At 52.5% G+C, this 14,226-nt stretch carries 12 protein-coding genes, 1 other RNA gene and 1 riboswitch; of the genes, 9 read left to right on the forward strand and 4 right to left on the reverse strand.

Annotation, left to right across the window (positions count from 1 at the left end):
- Positions 1 to 191: 191 nt before the first annotated feature.
- The 3 genes from IAG03_RS00005 to IAG03_RS00015 form a co-directional block, all read right to left on the reverse strand.
- Positions 192 to 1,187, reverse strand: coding sequence for an SDR family oxidoreductase (locus tag IAG03_RS00005; RefSeq protein WP_249317568.1), 996 nt, complete (start codon positions 1,185 to 1,187; stop codon positions 192 to 194).
- 73 nt (positions 1,188 to 1,260) lie between these two features.
- An RNA gene (gene rnpB / locus IAG03_RS00010) (RNase P RNA component class A) lies at positions 1,261 to 1,610 on the reverse strand.
- Between the two features lie 40 nt (positions 1,611 to 1,650).
- Positions 1,651 to 3,108, reverse strand: a complete 1,458-nt coding sequence (locus IAG03_RS00015; protein ID WP_249317570.1) for a nicotinate phosphoribosyltransferase — start codon at positions 3,106 to 3,108, stop codon at positions 1,651 to 1,653.
- Positions 3,109 to 3,353: 245 nt separating this feature from the next.
- Here IAG03_RS00015 and IAG03_RS00020 point away from each other — a divergent pair, with 245 nt between their 5' ends.
- Entirely contained in the window at positions 3,354 to 3,608 is a 255-nt protein-coding gene (locus IAG03_RS00020) for a helix-turn-helix domain-containing protein (RefSeq protein ID WP_249317572.1), read from the forward strand.
- A 201-nt stretch (positions 3,609 to 3,809) separates the two neighbouring features.
- Here the strand turns inward: IAG03_RS00020 and IAG03_RS00025 are convergent, their stop codons facing one another.
- Positions 3,810 to 4,238 carry a hypothetical protein gene (locus tag IAG03_RS00025; RefSeq protein WP_249317574.1) on the reverse strand — a complete coding sequence of 143 codons (429 nt, stop codon included), beginning with the start codon at positions 4,236 to 4,238 and terminating at the stop codon, positions 3,810 to 3,812.
- A gap of 271 nt (positions 4,239 to 4,509) precedes the next feature.
- Here IAG03_RS00025 and IAG03_RS00030 point away from each other — a divergent pair, with 271 nt between their 5' ends.
- The 8 genes from IAG03_RS00030 to gatB all read left to right on the forward strand — a co-directional run bounded on the left by IAG03_RS00030 (position 4,510) and on the right by gatB (position 13,993).
- Positions 4,510 to 5,364: a DegV family protein gene (locus tag IAG03_RS00030; protein WP_249317576.1), complete on the forward strand. Its 855-nt coding sequence runs from the start codon at positions 4,510 to 4,512 to the stop codon at positions 5,362 to 5,364.
- 68 nt (positions 5,365 to 5,432) lie between these two features.
- Positions 5,433 to 5,588: riboswitch (M-box (ykoK) riboswitch) on the forward strand.
- Positions 5,589 to 5,861: 273 nt separating this feature from the next.
- Complete coding sequence (locus IAG03_RS14175; RefSeq protein ID WP_283242899.1) at positions 5,862 to 5,993, forward strand: hypothetical protein; 132 nt, start codon at positions 5,862 to 5,864, stop codon at positions 5,991 to 5,993.
- Positions 5,994 to 6,067: 74 nt separating this feature from the next.
- Positions 6,068 to 7,417, forward strand: a complete 1,350-nt coding sequence (gene mgtE, locus IAG03_RS00035) for a magnesium transporter (protein WP_346726079.1) — start codon at positions 6,068 to 6,070, stop codon at positions 7,415 to 7,417.
- Positions 7,418 to 7,746: 329 nt separating this feature from the next.
- Positions 7,747 to 8,742, forward strand: a complete 996-nt coding sequence (gene mgtE, locus IAG03_RS00040) for a magnesium transporter (protein ID WP_249317578.1) — start codon at positions 7,747 to 7,749, stop codon at positions 8,740 to 8,742.
- 306 nt (positions 8,743 to 9,048) lie between these two features.
- Positions 9,049 to 10,797 carry an aspartate--tRNA ligase gene (aspS, locus tag IAG03_RS00045; protein WP_249317579.1) on the forward strand — a complete coding sequence of 583 codons (1,749 nt, stop codon included), beginning with the start codon at positions 9,049 to 9,051 and terminating at the stop codon, positions 10,795 to 10,797.
- A 12-nt stretch (positions 10,798 to 10,809) separates the two neighbouring features.
- Positions 10,810 to 11,088, forward strand: a complete 279-nt coding sequence (gatC, locus tag IAG03_RS00050) for an Asp-tRNA(Asn)/Glu-tRNA(Gln) amidotransferase subunit GatC (RefSeq protein ID WP_249317581.1) — start codon at positions 10,810 to 10,812, stop codon at positions 11,086 to 11,088.
- 11 nt (positions 11,089 to 11,099) lie between these two features.
- Positions 11,100 to 12,563, forward strand: coding sequence for an Asp-tRNA(Asn)/Glu-tRNA(Gln) amidotransferase subunit GatA (gene gatA, locus IAG03_RS00055; RefSeq protein ID WP_249317583.1), 1,464 nt, complete (start codon positions 11,100 to 11,102; stop codon positions 12,561 to 12,563).
- Complete coding sequence (gatB, locus tag IAG03_RS00060) at positions 12,560 to 13,993, forward strand: Asp-tRNA(Asn)/Glu-tRNA(Gln) amidotransferase subunit GatB (RefSeq protein WP_249317584.1); 1,434 nt, start codon at positions 12,560 to 12,562, stop codon at positions 13,991 to 13,993. Before gatA ends, gatB begins: the two co-directional genes overlap by 4 nt.
- Positions 13,994 to 14,226 lie beyond the last annotated feature (233 nt).

The following is a 14,226-nucleotide window of genomic DNA, read 5'->3' on the forward strand; positions in this document are numbered from 1 at the left end:
CTCTAAAACCGTCTCTCTCGAAACCCTTTAGAATCTTCAGGTCCGTTTCGCTCTTGTTGTTTAATTTTCAAGGTCCGCCGCCCGCCCGTCTCCGGGAGAGCGAGATTTATTTTAGCACCGATCCCAGTGAAAGTCAAGGGGTTTTTCGACATTTTTTTAAAAACTTTTTGCTTCCGTGAATTTGCCTCGTTTCAGATTAAATTATTGTACAAATCTGCCATTTTGTCGCACCACTGATCGAACTCCGGATCTTCACACTGCATTTCCGGGTGGGTCTGCATATACGCAAGCGCCATTCGGACGCCCTGATCGAACCGGATTTCCGCCGTAAATCCCGGAACCAAACGCTTGATTTTTGTATTATCAAAAACAACTGACACCGCTTTATCCCCGAGCAGAGCGCCTTCCAGTTCCGGGCGAGACGCTGCAAGGACTGTAGACGGCAAATACACAGGACGATATTCCACACCGAGTGCGTCGGCCAAAATTTGATGGATGGCGTTCCAGGAAAGCGTCTCGTCGCTTGTAATATGCACCGCTTCCCCGATTACGTGCGGATTTCCCATCAGCCCGACAAATGCTTTGGCAAAATCCACGCTGTGCGTCAGCGTCCAAAGCGAAGAACCGTCTCCATGCACAAGAACCGGTTTGCCTGCCAGCATTCGGAGAATCACCTGCCAGGAGCCGTTTGCACCGTGCATGGCAACCGGAACCTTTTTGCTGTACGTATGACTCGGCCGGACAATCGTGACCGGGAACCCTGTACGGCGGTATTCTTCCATCAGCCGGTTTTCACAGGCGATTTTGTCGCGGGAATACTGCCAATACGGATTTGCAAGCGGCGTGCTTTCGGTAATCAAGTAATGCGAGAGCGGTTTTTGATAAGCGGAAGCAGAGCTGATAAACAGATATTGCCTAGTTTTTCCGGAAAACAGCCGGATATCCCGCTCGATCTGTTCCGGAACAAAATTGATAAAATTGGACACAACATCGAATGTCTCGTCTTTCAGAAGAGACGCCACAGCCGCTTCGTCCCGGACATCCCCCCGTAAAACGCGCGCGCCTTTTGGCACCTCCTGCAGATGCGTCCCACGATTCAGAAGCGTCAGTTCGATCCCTTTTTCCACCGCAAGCGCAGATACTGCCGTGCTGATGGTTCCCGTTCCGCCGATAAAGAGGGCTTTCATCTTCTCATCTCCTTTTTGGATTCCGGTAAAGAAAACCCGGCCTTCGCAGAAGAAAGCCGGGAAATCGTCTGTAAAAGCGACCAAGTCTATAAGCCGGGTCCTGTCTTGAGCAGCCATCTATCTTGGCCGTACGTTGCCATACGGCTCACGCCACCTCCGCGGAACGCGCCGGGCAAGCGCAAATGTTCCTCCACGGTGTTGCTCCGGATAGGGTTTACAGGGCCATGCAGTCTCCTGCATGCCGGTGAGCTCTTACCTCGCCTTTCCACCCTTACCGTGCAAAAAAGCACGGCGGTATTTCTCTGTTGCACGATCCCTGGGGTCGCCCCCGGCGGCCGTTAGCCGTTATCCTTGCCCTATGGAGCCCGGACTTTCCTCAGACACGCCTTTTCAGACTGTGCCCGCGGCTGCCCGGCTTGCTCGCTTTTCACGCAATTAGTGTATCACAAAACCGGAGCCGGTGTCAATTCCGGTTCTGCGAAAGCAGTGTATTCTTTTCTGTCCAAAGTTTTTGCGAAAGATCCACATAGTAGACGTGCGGATTTTCAAAGCGGGTAACCTCATCCCAGAGGGTATCCACCTGCTCTTTGCAGTACGCCTTGATTTCCTGCAGCGTCCGGTCTTTGCCGATATAGCGGCCCTTTTCAAAAATCTTCTCCTGAAGCCGGCGCGCGGTAAAGTTTTCGACGGTTTTGCGTTTCCAGATGTGCTCCGGATCGAAAATCGTATACGGCTTTGTATCGTCGATCACTTCATCGTGCATGGTGATCACGTCGGCAATCGCCTTGCCCGTTTCCCGGTCGTAGAGTCTCCACACGCTTTTAAAGCCCGGCGTTGTAATCTTGACCACATTTTCGCTGAGCTTGATTTTGGGCACAATGGTTCCGTCGTCCGCCTGTACGGCAGCAAGTTTATAAACGCCGCCGAATACCGGCTCTGAGGAAGACGTAATCAGCCTCTCGCCGACACCGAAGGAATCCACCTGCGCGCCCTGCAGAAGCATATCGCGGATAATATATTCGTCGAGTGAATTGGACGCGCAGATTTTGCAGTCCGGATATCCGGCCGCATCCAGCATTTTCCGCGCCTTTCTGGAAAGATAGGTAATGTCGCCGCTGTCAATCCGGATCCCGGCCGGGCGGACGCCCATCGGTTTGAGCACCTCATCAAACACGCGGATCGCATTCGGCACGCCGGAGTTGAGGACATTGTAGGTATCGACCAGCAAAACGCAATTATGCGGATATTCTCGTGCATACGCGCGGAATGCGTCGAGTTCACTGTCAAAAAGCTGCACCCAGCTATGCGCCATCGTGCCGAGCGCCGGAACACCGAACCGGATATCGCTGATTGCGCAGGCCGTACCCGCACATCCGCCGATAAACGCAGCGCGCGCGCCGTGCACGGCGCCGCCGTATCCCTGCGCCCTGCGGGATCCAAATTCCATCACCGCGCGTCCCTGCGCCGCGCGGACAATTCGATTAGATTTGGTTGCGATCAAACTTTGGTGGTTGATGCAAAGCAAAATCATCGTTTCAATAAACTGCGCCTGAATGACCGGTCCGCGAACCGTAACGATCGGCTCCTGCGGAAAAATCGGCGTTCCCTCGGGAATGCACCAGACATCGCAGGCAAATTGAAAGTTTTTCAGATATTCCAAAAACGCCGGGCTGAACTGACTTGTTCCCGCAAGATAATCGATATCTTCCTGTGAGAAATGAAGATTCTTTAAATACTCGACCATCTGCTCGACGCCGGCCATAATTGCAAAACCGCCATTGTCGGGAATTCTGCGAAAGAACATATCAAAATACGCGATTTTGTCCTGAAATCCATTCGCAAAATAACCGTTTGCCATAGTCAGCTCGTAAAAATCCACAAGCATTGTGAGATTTTCTATCCGGCTTTCCTCTTTTACCATCCTTGATCCCTCTCTCTGATGAAATACAGGCTTGCCGCTTCTTGCAACATCTTCGTCATTATAGCAGGATTGCGCTCGTTTTACAATTCCCTTTTCACTTTGATTTTACACGCAGATAGGCCGCCGGGCGCTGCTCTGCTGTTTTCGTTTGGAAAATCATGCTGCTTCTTGCAAAACGATACAAATACCAGTATAATACCCTATAGGAAACCGGAAATTCGAAAACCGCCAGGAGGTGAGGCGTCATGAGATTGCGCAAGCAGTCTTTGGGAACCAGAAATGTAGTTGGCGCGCGTGTAGAACGGGCGCGAAAAGAGCAGGGCATGAAGCAAAAAGAGCTTTTGGCACAGCTTCAGGTCAACGGCGTCGACATGAATGCTTCTGGACTTTCCAAGCTGGAAGGCCAGCTGCGCTATGTAACGGATTTTGAACTCGCTGCACTTGCCGATATTCTAAACGTCTCCGTTGATTGGCTGCTCGGCCGGGAATCCAAATCCTGAGATTCCCGCTTTTTAGGGTATTCCGCCGCGAATACGCAGCTGCAGGCAGATGCATATTTAATTTTAAAAAAGATTCCGGAAACAGATTCCGGAAACGAGCCCTGCGCAAAAGCAGGGCTTTTGTTTTTTCCGATTTTTGCAGCGCATATGCAGCATATAAAAAAGCAGCCTTCCAGATCTCCGGAAGGCTGCCAAATTACTTTATTTTGCAAGCTTGTTATCAATGATCTCTTTCGCCCAGGCAACCGCTGCCTGAATATCTGCGTCGGTAACGGAAGCCTTTTTAAACAGGCCGCTTTTTACTGCAATGCCGTAAGGCTCTGCCGCAACATGCACGCCGTTTGCCTCGAGCGTCTTGGAAATTTCCTCAAGACCGGAGACATCGCCCTTGCCGTTAATCACATAAAATGCGACATTTTTTGCCCGAACCGGTTTCAGGTCCTTACAGAATGCTTCGACCGGTTTTTCCAGACGGCCGGACATCTCAACGCCGATAAAGACAATCTTCTCGTTCTCGCAGGGATATGCGGGCGGAATTTTATCACAAACACATTCGAAAATTCTTCCGAACTCCGCAGCGATTTGCTGAGCGGCTCCGGTCTTGGAAAAATGCAGGGATTTTGCTTTCATGTCAGTCATGCCTCCAAAGTATCGTTTTTGTTATTATAACATATAATAACGGAAAATTTATGAATATTTTTGTGTTTTCGCGGATTTTGTTGTTTTTTGTATTTTTATTTCGATTTCATCGTCAAAATTGTCTATTTTTAAAGATTTCTTTTTCTGTTTTGCGCAAAAAGATAAAAATTCCCGTTTTTATGCGATTTAAGGATAGAAATCCCCTCGATTCTGTGCTATACTAAATCAATTCTGTAACAGGATTATTACGGAGGAATGCAATATGGAACGAAAAATCATCCTCAGTGCTGACGCAACCTGCGATTTGAACGAGGAATTAAAAAAGCGCTATGAAGTCTATTATTCGCCTTATCATATTATCTTAGAGGGACAGGATTATATCGATAACGTCGACATCACAGCCGACGAGTTGTATCGCGCCTATTGGGACAAAAAAGTCCTGCCGAAAACCGCTGCGATCAACACCGCCGAATATGTCGAACGGTTCCGTCCCTGGGTTGAGGCCGGATTCGACGTTGTCCATATCAACTTAAGCCACGCGATCTCTGGGTCGCATCAAAATTGCCTTGCCGCTGCAGAAACACTCGGACACGTTTATCCGGTAGATTCCCTGAATCTTTCCAGCGCCAGCGGACTTTTGGTCATCGAGGCTGCCGAGATGATCCGCGAGGGAATTCCGGCGCCGGAAATTCAGAAGCGTCTGCAGGCCATGACCAGCAAAGTACACGGAAGCTTTATTCTCGACACGCTGGAGTTCATGCACGCCGGCGGCCGCTGCTCCGCCGTGGCTGCGCTGGGTGCAAACCTGCTTTCCTTAAAGCCCTGCATTGAGGTCGACAATACGACCGGCAAAATGGGCGTTGCAAGAAAATACCGCGGACAGCTCGCCAAGGTCCTGGTAAAATATACGAAAGATCAGCTTGCCGCTTACGAAAACATCCGGACAAAGCATATTTTCATCACGCATTCCATCATCGATCCGGAGCTTGTTGATCTGGTTCGGAAAACCATCCAGGAAACCATGCACTTCGATGAAATCCATGACACGTCCGCTTCCTGCACCATTGCTTCGCACTGCGGCCCGAACACGCTCGGAATTCTGTTCATGACCGAGTAAAAAAACCGCCAAAGCGTCGAAAAAGTCATTGACAAACTGTTAAAAAACGCCTATTATGAAAATAGAACTGAATATCTCGGTAGGTGAGGTTACCACAGGGATATGGGTTGCTGCCGCGAAACAGTGGAGACACTGTGAGAAGGTCAACAGGTCATGTCGAATCCAAGGCATGCTCTAACGCAATTTCACGCCCTGCGAAGCTGAAGCTTGAACGGTGATAAAACGGTATTTTGCCGTGTTATGGTTATTTTCTATGGGTATGGTTATCTTAATCCCTGTCACCGTTTCAGGTGGCGGGGATTTTTTATTTCGCACAGCAGCCGGGATTTTCTTTCAGCCCGCCAGAACCATTTCTTCGCAAGCGGTTCTCTGCATCGGCTGAACATCAGGCGCAGCGCCGATTCCCGAAAGACGGCATCAAAAGGCGGTTTTGCGCATTTTCAGCGTCATGCAAAAGAAGGTTCTCTGCGGACAAACTGCATTTGGGAGGTGAGAAAATGGACGCAGGAAGTAGCGGCGACAACATACCGTATCAGCACTGGCTTTTTCATCGGCCGTTCTTGTTCAAAACACAGCCGCAGCAGGCGCGTCTGTTTTCGCGCCTGACAGCCCACCAGCTGGGCCTTTAAAATACCTTTTGCTGTACGGTCTCTGGATGTCTTTGCTTCCTTATGAAAATCGGGGATGATTAGGAGGATTCAGCATGGAAACCATGACCATTACAGAAGAATACATTCTCACGCTTCTGCGTGAAAAACGGTTCGGAGAGCTGCGTCAGATTCTCTCGGACCTGAACCCTGTCGATATTGCCGCCCTGCTCGGCGAGGTCCCGGAGGAAAACCTGCCCCCGCTCTTTCGGATTCTGCCGAAAGAGCTTGCTGCGGATACATTTGTCGAGATGGACAATGACGAACAGGAATTTTTGATTCACGCCTTCAGCGATAAAGAGCTGCGGGAAGTGATGGACGAGATGTTCGTCGATGATACGGTCGATATTATCGAAGAAATGCCCGCCAACGTTGTCAAGCGGATTCTGCGCAATGTGGACCCCGAAATGCGGCAGTCCATCAACCAGATTCTGCACTATCCAAAAGACAGTGCAGGCAGTATTATGACAACCGAATATGTCGATCTCAAAAAGCAGATGACGGTCGAAGAGGCGTTTACCCGCATTCGGAAAACCGGCGTGGACAAAGAGACGATTTACACATGCTACGTGACGGATCCGAACCGCAAACTGCTCGGGCTTGTTTCCGTAAAAATGCTGCTTTTATCCGAAAAGGATAAGATTATCGGCGATATTATGGAAACCAATATCATTTATGTAAACACCATGGACGACAAAGAAGACGTTGCCAAACTGTTCGACAAATACGACTTTCTGGCCATTCCGGTTGTCGACAAGGAAAGCCGTCTGGTCGGCATTGTCACCGTCGACGACGCAATGGATGTCATCCAGGAAGAGACCGAAGAAGACTTTGCCAAGATGGCGGCCATCCAGCAAAACGAAGAGGCCTATTTCAAAACGCCGAGTTGGAGACACGCCAAAAACCGGATTCTCTGGCTGCTTGTCCTGATGCTTTCTGCAACCGTAACCGGAGAAATTATCACCCACTATCAAAATGCCTTTGCCGCCGTTCCGATTTTGGTCGCATTTATTCCGATGCTGATGGGCACCGGCGGAAACTGCGGCGCGCAAAGTTCCACCATGGTTATTCGCGGACTTGCCACCGATGAAATCCGGCTGAAAGATTTTTTCCGCGTCCTCTTTAAGGAAACCCGGATTGCATTTTTGGTCAGCATCGCACTGGCGATCGTCAACGGCGTGCGCATCATCATACAATATGGCGACTGGCGTCTTGCTGTTGTCATGGATCTTGCGCTGATCTGCACTGTTTTCGTCGCAAAAGCGCTCGGCTGCATCATGCCGATGCTCGCACAAAAATGCAAGCTGGATCCGGCAATTATGGCCTCTCCGCTCATCACCACCATCGTCGATGCCTGCTCTGTTTTAATCTATTTTTGTATTGCAACGGCAGTCTTTCAGCTGTAAGCGTTCCCGCTTTCCGGCGCAGCGCCTTTGGAACCGCTTCTCATGAACGATTTTTTCCGGCCGCAGAGATGCCTTAAGCCGGCCTGCACAGTCCGCCGGGAAAGCGCTCTATCGACCTTTTGACTATAAATATCCGTGCTGCAGTTTCGGCATATTCTTGCTGTTTCAGCCGGAGTGTTCTATTTTTGACGAGACAGGTTGGGCAACCCCATCTGTGTGTCTCGCCGCGTTGCCCGCCACCCGTTTCGGGATGGCTTGTTTGCTTTGCCTGTTTGAAAGACTGTCCTTCCTGCGCTGATTGCGCCGTTATTGTAAAGGAGGGATCTTCCATGAATCGGATGACCAAAAAATCCATGCAGCACAGCGAAAATTCCGCCGAAGAGCTGATGAATCCGGGATATATTTCCCTCTCCGCGGGAATGCGTGCGGATGCTGCGCTTGAAAAAATCCGGAAAACCGGAACCCCGTTTTATACCCTCTACATCACGGACGGAAAGCACCGTCTGACCGGAACCGTCGCACTGTGCGACCTTCTGACCTGTGAGCCGCAGACTGCCGTCGCAGATTTGACCGACTGGAAGCCGGTTTCCGTTGTCTACACGCAGAGCCGGGAGGATGCCGCCCGGCTGCTGCAAAAATATGATCTGCTTTCCCTGCCCGTGGTCAACGAGCACCGTGTTTTGCTCGGCATCATCCCCATTGAAAACGCCATCGACGCCATCCGCGAAGAGGCAACAGAAGATTTTGAAAAGATGGCCGCCATCGGCTCTGCGTCCGCAGAGGCTTCTTATTTTGAAACGTCCGACTGGACACATGCCAAAAGCCGCCTGCCCTGGCTGCTCATTCTGATGCTTTCCGCCATTTTCACCGGGGAAGTCATCACGCGCTACGAGGAGGCTTTTCTCGCACTGCCGCTGCTGGTTTCCTTTTTGCCCATGGTGATGGACACTGCCGGAAATTGCGGATCGCAGAGTTCCACCGTAATCATTCGCGCGCTGGCAACCGGCGAGGTGCGCTTCCGGGATTTCTTCCGGGTTCTGCTCAAGGAATCGGAAATCGCCCTTTTTGCGGGCGCAGCCCTCATTCTCGTCTGCACTGCCCGCATTCTCTTGCAATACCACAACCCCACCCTCGCGTTGATTCTTGCCATCTCGCTCGCCTGCACCGTTCTCTTTTCCAAACTGATCGGCGCCGCGCTTCCGATGCTTGCAAAACGGTTGCATCTGGATCCGGCTGTGATGGCTTCTCCGCTCATCAACACCATCGCGGATCTCGGCTCCGTTCTGCTTTATTTTTCCGTTGCCTCATGGCTTTTTCACCTCTAATCACCTGCAAAAAACACAAAAACCTTTTTCAGAAAAAAGTATGAACCGTGATTTTTGCTATTGCATCCCCTGCACATTCTGTGCTACAATAAATTTATGAAATCGATGAGACTAGGGTTCTTTGCAGCAAGGGCGCTGCAAATGGCATTTGCCCGGTTTGATCCAGAAATTTATGAAAAGAATGCAATGGAGCATCCGTAACAGTTGTTTCGGGTGCTCTTTTCTTTTTGCTTTTTCCGCCGCCATGCGGTGAGAATCAATAAATCAGACAGGCGGATTTCCCGCCGCGAAAGGAGATCGTGTAACATGACCGGCAAAACCACCTACCGGACCCACACCTGCGGAGAAATTGGGGAGCAGAACTTGAATTGCAACGTGCGGCTTTCCGGGTGGGTCGAAAATATCCGGGACCACGGCGGCATTCAATTTCTGGATCTGCGCGATCATTACGGTGTCGTGCAGGTTGTCATTCATGAGGACTCCCTCCTAGACGGCGTCAGCCGCGAATGCACCGTTTCTGTCGCCGGGACGGTTGTCCTGCGCGACGAGGAAACCATTAACCCGAAAATTGCAAGCGGTATCGTAGAGGTGCGCGCCGAAAGTCTGACGATCCTCGGCAAATGCCTCCCGAACCTTCCGTTTGAAGTGGCATCCTCCAAACACACCAAAGAGGACGTCCGGCTGCAATACCGGTTTCTGGATCTGCGTAACCCGAAAGTGCACCAGAACATTGTTCTGCGCGCAGAGGTCATTTCTTTTTTGCGCAGCAAAATGCAGGAACTCGGCTTTCTCGAAATCCAGACACCGATTCTCTCTGCATCTTCGCCGGAAGGCGCGCGCGATTATCTAATCCCCAGCCGCCGGCATCACGGCAAATTCTATGCACTGCCCCAGGCGCCGCAGATTTTCAAGCAGCTCCTGATGGTTTCCGGCTTTGACCGGTATTTTCAGATTGCCCCCTGCTTCCGCGACGAAGACGCCCGCGCCGACCGCTCTCCGGGAGAGTTTTACCAGCTGGATTTTGAAATGGCGTTTGCTTCGCAGGAAGATGTTTTTGCCGTAGCAGAAGCGGTCCTTCCCGCGCTCTTTACACGGTTTTCTGAAAAAGCCGTCACCCCGGCGCCGTTTCCGCGGATCCCGTATGCGGAGGCAATGCTCCGATACGGCACCGACAAGCCCGATCTGCGCAATCCGCTGGTCATCACCGATATCAGCGACCTCTTTGTCCATTCCTCGTTCCGGCCGTTTAGCGGCAAAACCGTGCGCGTTATCGCCGTTCCGGACTGCGCCGCTCAATCCCGCACCTTTTTCGGGTCACTCGAAAGCTATGCGGAGTCCCTCGGAATGGGCGGACTTGGATACGTCAAAATCGGGACGGAGAAAGAACTCATCGGTCCGCTGGATAAATACATGTCGGAATCCGACAAAGAAACGCTTCTTTCCCGCACCCAGGTAAAACCCGGCGATGTCATTTTCTTTATCGCCGACCGCGAACGGGAGGCCGCCCACTATGCGGGCCTGATCCGCACCGCGCTCGGCGAACGGCTTTCTCTCATCGCAGACGACGCCTACCGGTTTTGCTTTATCACGGATTTCCCGATGTACGAAATCGACGAGGAAACCGGCGCCTATGCGTTCACACACAACCCCTTCTCGATGCCGCAAGGCGGCATGCAGGCGCTGTGCGAGCAAGCACCGGAAACCATTCTCGCCTATCAATATGATATTGTCTGCAACGGCGTGGAGCTTTCCTCCGGCGCCGTACGCAACCACGATATTGAAATCATGAAAAAAGCCTTTTCCATCGCCGGATATTCTGAGGCGGAACTTGAAAAGAAATTCCATTCCCTGTATAATGCATTTCAGTACGGTGCGCCGCCGCACGCCGGCATGGCGCCCGGAATCGACCGCATGCTGATGCTCCTGTGCGGCGAGGAAAGCATCCGGGAGGTCATCGCGTTCCCGATGAACAGCAATGCGCAGGATGTTCTGCTCGGTGCGCCGGGCGAAGTTACGGAGCAGCAGCTGCGGGAAGCCCATATTAAAATCCGATAAGGAGGCGCCGCCATGATTACACATGAAGAAATCCGGTCGATTGCCCTTCTGGCAAAGCTGGAAGTGCCGGACGAAGAATTGGACGCGCTCACACAGGAAATGGAAAAAATCATTGCATTTGCGGATACGGTCAGCCATGCGCCGGTCTCTGACACCGGCTTTGACAACATTCACCATCTTGAAAATGGATTCCGCCCCGACGTGGTCACGCCTTCCCTGCCGCAGGAAGAAATTCTGCAAAACGCAGAGCGTCAGGAAAACGGCTGCTTTTTCGTGCCGAACAGAAAGTGAGGGGACGCGCAATGGAGCGAAATCAAATTCAGTATCTCGGTTCGCTGTTGCGCCGCCGGGAACTATCCTGTCGGGAGCTTACCCTTATGTATCTGCGTGCCATTGAGGCGGAAAATCCGGCACTGCAGGCGCTCGTTCATCTGACGCCGGACACCGCCCTGGCCTGTGCCGACGCCGTTGACCGAAAAATTGCAGCAGGAGAACCGCTTCAGCCGCTGGAAGGCATTCCCATGGTGCTCAAAGACAACATTTCCACGCGCGGCCTGGAAACCACCTGCTGTTCCAAAATTCTCTCCGGCTATCAGCCGATTTATGACGCGACCGTCTGGGAACTGCTCAAAGCGCAGAATGCCGTTCTGCTTGGAAAAGCAAACATGGATGAATTCGCCATGGGGTCTTCCTGCGAAACCTCCTGTTTTGGCGGCGCGAAAAATCCGCATAATCCGGAGCGCGTCGCAGGCGGCAGTTCCGGCGGCACGGCTTCCGCAGTCGGCGGCGGACTTGCCGCATACGGACTCGGCTCCGACACCGGCGGCTCCATCCGTCAGCCGGCAAGCTTCTGCGGAATCGTCGGCCTTAAGCCCACCTATGGCGCCGTTTCCCGATACGGACTGATCGCATATGCTTCCAGCTTCGATCAGATCGGCCCCATTACCACAAGTGTCGAGGACGCAGCGCTCGTTTATGATGCAATTTCTGTCCGAGACCGTCGGGACGCAACCTCCCGCGGACAGACCGCACCCACTGCGGCTACGCTCGATCTGGACCTCCGCGGACTCAAAATCGGCGTTGCCGAGGAATACTTCACCGGGATTCGCGAGGATGTCCGGAGCGCCGTTCTGCAGGCACTCGACGTCTACCGTTCGCTCGGCGCCACCGTCACATGGTTCCAGATGCCGGCGCTGCAGTACGCATTGCCCGTTTATTATATTCTGGCCTGTGCAGAGGCTTCTTCAAACCTCGGCCGGTACGACGGCATTCGTTACGGGTATCAGACCCCGCACTATACCGGCACACACGAAATGATGTGCAAAACCCGCAGCGAAGGGTTCGGCGCAGAGGTCAAACGCCGGATTCTGCTCGGCACCTATGTTCTCAGCGCCGGGTATTACGACGCCTACTACAAAAAAGCGCAAAACCTGCGCGGTGCGATTGTCTCGGCATTTGACGAGGCTTTTTCCCACTACGATCTTCTGGTTGCGCCGACTGTCCCGACAACGGCATTCCCCCTGCATTTTACGCAGCAGGATCCTGTCGAAACCTACCAGACCGATGTCTGCACCGTTCCGGTCAATATTGCCGGGCTGCCCGGCATCTCGCTGCCCTGCGGCACCGGAACTGACGGTATGCCGATCGGCATGCAGCTGATCGGCGCAGCATTTTCGGAAGCGCGTCTGCTCGGTGCTGCCTATCAATACGAGCGCGCAGCAGGAGACCGCGTATTCCAGAAATCCGGATTGGGGGTTCAGCTATGAGCGGTTATGAACTGGTTGCAGGACTGGAAACACATGTCGAGCTTGCAACAAAAACAAAAATCTTTTGCGGATGTACAACCGCATTCGGCGCCGAACCGAACACCCACTGCTGTCCGGTGTGCATCGGACTTCCCGGCACGCTTCCGCTCTTAAATGAGCAGGTCGTCAATTATGCAATTCTCGCCGGACTTGCAACAAATTGTGAAATTTCAGAGTATTCCAAAATGGACCGCAAGAACTACTGCTATCCGGATCTCCCAAAAGCCTACCAGATTTCGCAGTATGATATGCCGCTGTGCAAAAACGGCTATATTCCGCTTTCCAACGGCCGAAAAATTCGAATCACCCGGATTCATATCGAAGAAGATGCCGGAAAACTCATTCATGAGCGCGGGAACACCTATGTCGACTATAACCGCGGCGGCGTCCCGCTCATTGAGATCGTCTCTGAACCGGACATCCGCAGCGCTGAAGAAGCACGCGAATATGTGGAAACCCTCCAGCTGATTATGCGGCATATCGGCGTTTCCGACTGCAAAATGCAGGAGGGCTCTCTTCGCTGCGACGTCAATATTTCCGTCCGGCCAAAGGGCAGTGAGACGCTTGGCACCCGAACGGAAATCAAAAACATGAACTCCTTTACCTTCATGGCGCGCGCGATGCAGTACGAAATGGAGCGTCAGATCGATCTGCTTGAGAGCGGCGAAACCGTCCGACAGGAAACCCTGCGGTATCTGCCGGACGAAAACCGCACCGAACCGATGCGCGGAAAAGAAGATGCGCACGACTACCGGTATTTCCGGGAACCGGACCTTGTCCCCATTCATGTCACGCGCGAACGTGTCGAAGCTTTGCGCAAACAGCTTCCGGAGTCTCCGACCGAAAAGCTCCGCCGTTATACAGAGGAGCTCGGCTTGCCGCAGGCGGACGCACAGCTGCTGGTCAAATACCGTCGGGTCGCCGAATACTTTGAAGCGGCAAGCAAGGAAACGAAAAGCCCCAAAACGGCGGCAAACTGCATTTTGGGACCGATTTTCAGCCGGCTTTCCACGGAAGAGGAAAAGGAAACTTTCGAACTGCCGGTTTCACCGGAGGCGCTGCGGGAACTCATAGCGCTCTTTGATGCGGGAAAAATTCGGATGAACCTTCTGCGCGCCACACTGGAAAAAATGCTCGACACCGGCAAACCCGCTTCCGCGTTTCTGACCGAAACCGACCTTGCCGGCATTGACGACCAAACACTTCAGACACTCTGCCAAACGGCGGTGCAGTCGAACGAAAAAGCAGTGCAGGATTTCCGCGCCGGCAAAGAAAAGGCGCTCAAGGTTCTGCTCGGGCAAATCATGAAAGCGACCAAAGGGCGCGCCGACGCCGTAAAGGCGGAATCGCTCATTCGGGAAATCATTGCAAACACACCGTCCGCGTCCTGAGGTTCCAACAGGCAGCCGATTTAAGCCGCCTTGCCGGCTTTGTTGTAAATCAAAATTTCTGCCTGGGAAGCCCTGCAAACCACTTTTTGTGACACAAAACAGAAGAACGGTTCCCTTTTTTCCTGCGGAACCGTTCTTTTTTCTGCAAGACGCATGCTGTTTCGTTTGGATGCCGTATGCGTTTTTTGTCTGACCGGCAGCCCCACGCAAAACCGCCGGAGGAATCTTCTGAG

The organism is Yeguia hominis (genome assembly GCF_014384705.1).
GTDB lineage: Bacteria > Bacillota > Clostridia > Oscillospirales > Acutalibacteraceae > Yeguia > Yeguia hominis.